The sequence below is a fragment of the Kribbella sp. genome (genome assembly GCF_035655035.1).
In the GTDB taxonomy this organism is placed as follows: Bacteria; Actinomycetota; Actinomycetes; order Propionibacteriales; family Kribbellaceae; genus Kribbella.
Window position 1 is genome coordinate 1 of sequence record NZ_DASRVN010000773.1, and the last position, 6,303, is coordinate 6,303.

The following is a 6,303-nucleotide window of genomic DNA, read 5'->3' on the forward strand; positions in this document are numbered from 1 at the left end:
GCGCATCCGAAGACGGAAGCCGTGCTTCTTGTGCCGGCGACGGTTGTTCGGCTGGAACGTCCGCTTGCTCACTGGAATGACTCCGGTTACTCGAGATCACAAATTTGTCGACAAATCCACTGATTGGATCTGCCCGGGTGCCTGTCCTGCACGCCGTCGGAGAACCAGAAGAAGGGTCCCGCAGGGAGCGCAGCACGAAAGGGCCGGCTCAACACCGACCGATCCACGGTACGTGGCTCCCTGTGGACAGGTCAAACCAGCTATCCCCAGAGTTTTCCACAGGCTTGTGGATAGCGTAGTGGGCAACTGGTTACCGGAGTACTCGTCACTGTCCGGACCGAGGCGCGACAGAGAGCGATCGCCAACCATGACTACGCTCCGGCGTCTACCCGACACGCCGCAGGTTGCCCCCAATTTCCTGTTCATAGCCTGTGGATGACGGCTTGAAGGTGGCTATGCGGACTTGTTAGCGTCACTCCCTCACACCAGAGGTCCCACACCCCGCAATCGGTAACCAACCTGTCCCGGCGGTCGTTCACAACTGTGGACAACCGTGTGGACAGAGCGCCGGTACGGTGTCGGGTCGAACGGTCGCACAGCCCCGGATCCCTCCGGGACGCGCCGGCCGCCGCAGCGATGGATTCGGGGAGCAACGCGTGGTCGAGGACCATTCCGCCAGTGCGGAATTCACACCGGCGGAATTCACGGCAACCGAGTACCGGACGGAGCACCGCGCGGACGGCCGCCAGGATCTGCGGCCGGAGCCCGACGCCGACATCCGCCCCGAACCCGAAGCCAACTTCCGTACCGAGATCCCACCCGCTCCGGAGCCCCAGCCCCGTACCGAAGCTCTGCCCCGGACCGAGCCGACGCCCCGGGTGGAGCCCGACCGCCGGGTCGAACCGGACCGCCGGCCGGAGCCGCGGCGCCGTACCGACCCGATGCCGCAGGCCGAGACCCTGCCGCTCGCGATGCCCGAGCCTGGGCCGCGGATGGATCCCGGTGACTACCTGAGCCCGTCGCTCCCGATCCCGATGCCCGAGCCGTCGGCCTTCGGATACCGTCCCGCGCCACCACCGGCGCCGTACGGCTACCGGTCCGAGCTCGAACGTGCGGCCACCGACCTCCCGCCCGGCCCACCCATGCCCACCGCAGGTACGACCTACTTCGGCGCGGCCCCAGCCGTCGGTAATTACCGCCTCCCCGACACGGGCACTGCCTGGGGCAGGGCGGAATGGGGTACCGGCAGCGACAACGCAGCTGGCTCGGCACCCAACGAGGGCGAGGCACGTGTGGACAACACATCCACCAACCAGTGGTCACCCGACAACACCCCCACGCACGACGCGCCGCAGCCGACGCAGGGTGCTCCCGTAGAGCAGCACTCACAGCACACGCCGCAGGAGCAGACGCCGTACGAGCACACCGCGCCGCCGGCGCAAGCTGATGAGGCCGACCAGCAGCAGAGTCAGGCCCCACAGCAGAACGCTCCCGAGCGCCAGCAGCACTCACCCGAGTTCTTCCCTCAGCCGCCCACCGCACACCAGCCCGGCACGTACCAGCCCGCTTCACAGCAGCCCGCTTCACAGCAGCCCGTCTCAGAGCAGCCCGGTGAGCAGCGCCCGCCCCAGCATCAGCCAGGCGAGTACCAGTCAGCTCAGCAATACCCCGACGCTCAGCAGCAGGCGCACCAGCAGTCCAGCGCGCAGCACCACGCACAGCCGAGCCAGCAGCCCAGCCCGCCGCCGCAGGAGCAGCCTGTTGCGCAGACGCAGCAGCACACGTCTGCTCACCAGCAGATGCCACAACAGCAGCCGCAGCAGCACCAGGCCCACCAGCACCAGGCCCCTCAACAGCAGGCCCAGCAGGCTCCCCAGCAGCAGGCCCAGCAGGCCCACCAGCAGCAGCCGGCTCAGCAGCACCTGCAGCAGCCGATGCAGCAGCCGCGGGTAGCCGAGGTTGCCCCAGCTGTCACCGACCTAGGTGAAGCCTGGGCCCGAGTCCTCGCCGGCCTGCCGCCCAACCAGCGCGCCTGGCTCACCAACTCCCGCCCGGTCACCCTCCACGAGAGCACCGCGATCGTCGCGGTACCCGACGACTTCACCCGCGGCCAGCTAGAGACGCGTCTCCGCCCCGACCTCGAGCGAATCCTCACCGAGAGCTTCGGCCGAGACATCCGCATCGCCGTCACCGTCGACCCGTCCCTCGACCCCGAACAGCAGCAGCAGTCCCAGCACCAGCCGCAACAACACCAGCAGCCCCAGCAACAGCAGAACCCGTTGCAACAGAACGCCCAGCACCAGCAGCAACCCCAACAGCAGCAACAGCAGTACGCGCAGCAGCAGTACACACAACAGCCGATCCAGCAGCAGCCCGTACAACAGCCCCCCGCCGTACGCGAGCCACTCCGCACCGACGGCGCCTACCAGCCGACCATCCAGTCCGCGCTGACCGATCCGGACAACGGCCCGCAGTACGGCCGGCAAGCCCAGCCGCAGTACGAGCAGCCGGCCCAACAGCAGCAGTCCCCGTTCGGCCAGCCGCTCGGATCGGTCGCCCCGCCGCCGAACGGTTCGAGCCAGTCGGCCACGGAGGCGCAGGGCGAGGCACGCCTGAACCCGAAGTACACCTTCGAGACCTTCGTCATCGGCAGCTCGAACCGGTTCGCCCACGCGGCCGCCGTTGCGGTCGCCGAGGCACCGGGCAAGGCGTACAACCCGCAACTGATCTACGGCGACTCCGGGCTGGGCAAGACCCATCTCCTGCACGCGATCGGCCACTACGTACGGAGCCTCTACACCGGCGCGCGCGTCCGGTACGTCTCCAGCGAAGAGTTCACGAACGACTTCATCAACGCGATCCGCGACGACAAGGCGTCCCAGTTCCAGCGCCGGTACCGCGATGTCGACGTACTGCTGATCGACGACATCCAGTTCCTGGAAGGCAAGATCCAGACCCAGGAAGAGTTCTTCCACACCTTCAACACGCTGCACAACGCGAACAAGCAGATCGTGATCAGCTCCGACCGGGCCCCGAAGCGCCTGGAGGCGTTGGAGGACCGGCTGCGGAACCGGTTCGAGTGGGGCCTGATCACCGACATCCAGCCGCCGGACCTGGAGACCCGGATCGCGATCCTCCGGAAGAAGGCGGCCACCGAGCGGCTGACCGCGCCGCCGGAGGTGCTGGAGTTCATCGCGTCCAAGGTGCAGACGAACATCCGTGAACTCGAGGGCGCGCTGATCCGCGTCACCGCGTTCGCCAGCCTGAACCGGCAGCCCGTCGACCTGAGCCTGGCCGAGATCGTGCTCAAGGACCTGATCCCCGAAGGCAGCAAGCCCGAGGTGACGGCCAGCATGATCATGGGCCAGACCGCGTCGTACTTCGGACTCTCGATCGACGACCTGTGCGGTTCGAGCCGCAGCCGGGTGCTCGTGACGGCCCGGCAGATCGCCATGTACCTGTGCCGCGAGCTGACCGACCTGTCGCTGCCGAAGATCGGTCAGCAGTTCGGCGGCCGCGACCACACGACGGTGATGCACGCGGAGCGGAAGATCCGGCAGCTGATGTCCGAGCGACGCAGCGTTTTCAACCAGGTGACCGAGCTGACGAACCGCATCAAACACCAGGCGAAGCAGCAGTAATCAGGACACACAGGTTGGGGACGCAGCTGTGGAAAACTGTGGGAAACCTCCGGTGTGGTTGTGGATTGCCTGTGGGGACAGAAAACTTCGTCCACGGCCGTCCTCAACCAAAGCGGAGACTGTCCACACGGCGTCCACATGGCAATGTGGGGTCTGACCTGCGAAGTCGCCGCTTTTCCACACTATCCACCGGTGCTAAGAACACTATGGAATCTATAGAGAGCTCGAAGGCCACAAAACGATCGAGCGGCCCGATCTGGGGAAAACCCCGATCTCGCGCCGGCTTGCGGGACCTGTCAGGCTGTCTTCTGAAGCACCACAACAGCGACGCCGACGCGACCCGCCCGAAGCGCCACGTCCGGCCCGAATGGCGCACAGCACACTTGTCCGTGGCAGGATCTGCCTGGCACACAGCCGAAACAGGAGGCACCCAGCGGTGAAGTTTCGCGTCGAGCGCGACGTACTGGCCGAATCGGTGGCCTGGGCCGCGCGCAGCTTGCCCAGTCGACCCAGCGTCCCGATCCTTGCCGGCCTTCTGGTCGAGGCCGAGGACGGGCAGATCACCCTGTCCGGCTTCGACTACGAGACCTCGGTCCGGGTCACCGTGCCCGCCCAGGTCGCGGACTCCGGCAAGTGCCTGATCTCCGGTCGGCTGGTCGCCGACATCTCCAAGAGTCTTCCGAACCAGCCCGTGGACATCGCGGTCGACGGCGCGAAGGCACAGGTCACCTGTGGCAGCTCGCGCTTCACCCTCCAGACGCTTCCCACAGAGGAATATCCGGCCCTTCCGGCGCTTCCTGCGGCCAGCGGCACGGTGAAGGCCGACGTCTTCGCCCAGGCCGTCTCGCAGGTCGTCACGGCCGCCGGGCGCGAGGACACGCTGCCGGTGCTGACCGGGGTCCGGGTCGAGATCGAGGGCTCCACGATCTCGCTGCTGGCCACGGACCGGTACCGGCTCGCGATCCGAGAGCTCGAGTGGAATCCGGAGTCCCCCGACGCGTCGGCGGCCGCGCTGGTCCCGGCCCGGGTGCTGTCCGAGACCGCGAAGGCGATGACCGGATCGGACGTCACCGTCTCGCTGGCCGCTCCTGGGACCGGTGACGGCATCGTCGGTTTCGAGGGCCAGGTGTCCGGCGGCAACCGGCGCGCCACCACCCGGCTGCTGGACGGCGAGTTCCCGAAGGTCCGCGGCATCATCCCGAACGACGCGTCGATCGCCACCCGGGTCCGGATCGACACCGCGACCCTGGTCGAGGCCGTCAAGCGCGTCGCCCTGGTCGCCGAGCGGAACGCCCCGGTCCGGCTGACCTTCGAGGAGGACAGCGTGACGCTCGACGCCGGCAGCGGCGACGAGGCGCAGGCATCGGAGTCGCTGGAGGCGCGCGTGGTCGGCGACCCGGTGACCGTAGGCTTCAATCCGACGTACCTGCTGGACGGCCTCGGTGCGATCGGTACGCCGGTCGCGCACCTGGCCTTCACGCAGGCGACGAAGCCGGCCGAACTGACCGGTGTGCGGGACTTCGACGGCGAACCGATCAGCGAGTTCCGGTACGTGCTGATGCCGGTCCGCCTGAACAGCTGAAAAGCCAACAGAACAAGGGGATTCAGATGGAGCTCGGCCTTGTCGGTCTCGGCAAGATGGGCGGCAACATGCGCCAGCGGATCCGCAACGCGGGTCACACCGTGGTCGGATTCGACCACAACCAGGACATCTCCGATTCCAAGGACCTGGCCGACATGGTCGGCAAGCTCACCGCGAGCGACCAGCCGAAGGTCGTCTGGGTGATGGTGCCGGTTCAGGCCATCGACCCGGTCGTCACCGAGCTGGCCGAGCTGCTCTCCCCCGGCGACATCGTCATCGACGGCGGCAACAGCCGCTGGACCGACGACACCCGGCGCGCCGCCGAGCTCGCCGAGAAGGACGTCCGGTTCGTCGACTGCGGTGTCTCCGGCGGCGTCTGGGGCCTGGAGAACGGCTACGCCCTGATGTGCGGCGGCGCCAAGGACACCGTCGACGTGGTGATGCCGATCTTCGAGGCGCTGAAGCCCGAGGGCGAGTTCGGCTTCGTGCACGCCGGCAAGGTCGGCGCCGGGCACTTCTCGAAGATGGTCCACAACGGCATCGAGTACGGCATCATGCAGGCGTACGCCGAGGGCTACGAGCTGCTCGAGGCCGCGGACATCGTGGAGAACGTCCCGGAGGCGTTCGAGTCCTGGCGCGAGGGCACCGTGATCCGGTCCTGGCTGCTCGACCTGCTCGTCGCCTCGCTCAAGGACGACAGCCACCTGGCCAAGATCCGCGGGTACGCCGACGACTCCGGCGAGGGCCGCTGGACCGTCGAGGCCGCGATCGACCTCGCCGTACCGGTGCCGGCGATCTCGTCGGCGCTGTTCGCCCGGTTCGCGTCCCGGCAGGACGACTCGCCGGCGATGAAGGCGATCGCCGCGATGCGCAACCAGTTCGGTGGCCACGCGGTGAAGGGCGCCGAGGCCGCCGACCCGTCGTACGCCACCCCGCCGAAGCACTGAGGTGTACGTCACCGCCCTGGGTCTGCTCGACTTCCGGTCCTACCAGCAGGCGGAGGTCCAGCTCACGCAGGGTGTGACGGCCTTCGTCGGTCCGAACGGCCACGGCAAGACCAACCTGGTCGAGGCGATCCAC

Annotated in this window: 5 protein-coding genes; 4 read left to right on the plus strand and 1 reads right to left on the minus strand. The window is 67.7% G+C overall.

Annotated features, from left to right (window positions below; genetic code table 11):
- A partial coding sequence (locus tag VFF46_RS39295; protein ID WP_325042370.1) for a large ribosomal subunit protein bL34 occupies positions 1-72 on the minus strand: 72 nt, incomplete at its 3' end.
- 584 nt (positions 73-656) lie between these two features.
- Between VFF46_RS39295 and dnaA the strand changes: the two genes are divergently transcribed.
- The 4 genes from dnaA to VFF46_RS39315 all read left to right on the plus strand — a co-directional run.
- Positions 657-3,641 carry a chromosomal replication initiator protein DnaA gene (gene dnaA / locus VFF46_RS39300; protein ID WP_325042367.1) on the plus strand — a complete coding sequence of 995 codons (2,985 nt, stop codon included), beginning with the start codon at positions 657-659 and terminating at the stop codon, positions 3,639-3,641.
- 436 nt (positions 3,642-4,077) lie between these two features.
- Complete coding sequence (dnaN, locus tag VFF46_RS39305) at positions 4,078-5,223, plus strand: DNA polymerase III subunit beta (RefSeq protein WP_325042368.1); 1,146 nt, start codon at positions 4,078-4,080, stop codon at positions 5,221-5,223.
- A 26-nt stretch (positions 5,224-5,249) separates the two neighbouring features.
- Positions 5,250-6,170 carry a phosphogluconate dehydrogenase (NAD(+)-dependent, decarboxylating) gene (gene gnd / locus VFF46_RS39310; RefSeq protein WP_325042369.1) on the plus strand — a complete coding sequence of 307 codons (921 nt, stop codon included), beginning with the start codon at positions 5,250-5,252 and terminating at the stop codon, positions 6,168-6,170.
- Position 6,171: 1 nt separating this feature from the next.
- On the plus strand, positions 6,172-6,303 hold a 132-nt coding region (locus VFF46_RS39315), incomplete at its 3' end, for an AAA family ATPase (protein ID WP_325042371.1).